The 572-nt window shown below is 34.6% G+C and carries 1 protein-coding gene; it reads left to right on the top strand.

The window, feature by feature from the left end:
- Positions 1–51: 51 nt before the first annotated feature.
- Positions 52–572 (top strand): relaxase/mobilization nuclease domain-containing protein (locus tag MWU65_RS17830; RefSeq protein WP_247079966.1); only part of this gene is annotated, 521 nt, incomplete at its 3' end.

Below are 572 nucleotides of genomic sequence, written 5' to 3'. Positions count from 1 at the left end.
GGTTTGGATAAACATAAATTAGAGGAAATAACAAAACGATTTATAAACGAAATGAAACTAGGAGAGCGACAAGCGATAGCGTTTGTGCATCAAGACAAGGAGCACAAACACATTCATTTATATGTGAATCGGATTAATTTTAAAGGGGTGGCTTACAATGATAGTTTTATTGGTAAACGTAGTCAACGAGCTGCGGAGAAGGTTGCAGAAAACATGGGTTTGACAACCGTAAAGCAAGTACAGTTTGAAAAGGCTTTCAATCAAAAGGAAGTACGAACAGAAATTAAACGTAGACATGATCTCAGTATGAAACAATTTAGACCCAAATCCTTTGATGACTATATAAAGGCTATGGAAACCAATAAGGTCAAAGTGATCCCGACGATTAACAACCAAAATAAATTACAAGGATTCCGATTTGAATTTCAAGGGCATAATTTAAAAGGTAGTGAAGTACATCGCAATATGTCTATAGGTAACATTGGAAAACAAATATCAGGTATTGAAGGAGCTCAAATTTTAAAGAACAATAAAACAGGAGTAATGATTGCAGGAAAAATAGTTGATCTCAC

Source organism: Cellulophaga sp. F20128 (assembly GCF_023015805.1).
Classification (GTDB): Bacteria; Bacteroidota; Bacteroidia; order Flavobacteriales; family Flavobacteriaceae; genus Cellulophaga.
This window is presented reverse-complemented; position numbering and strand designations above follow the sequence as displayed.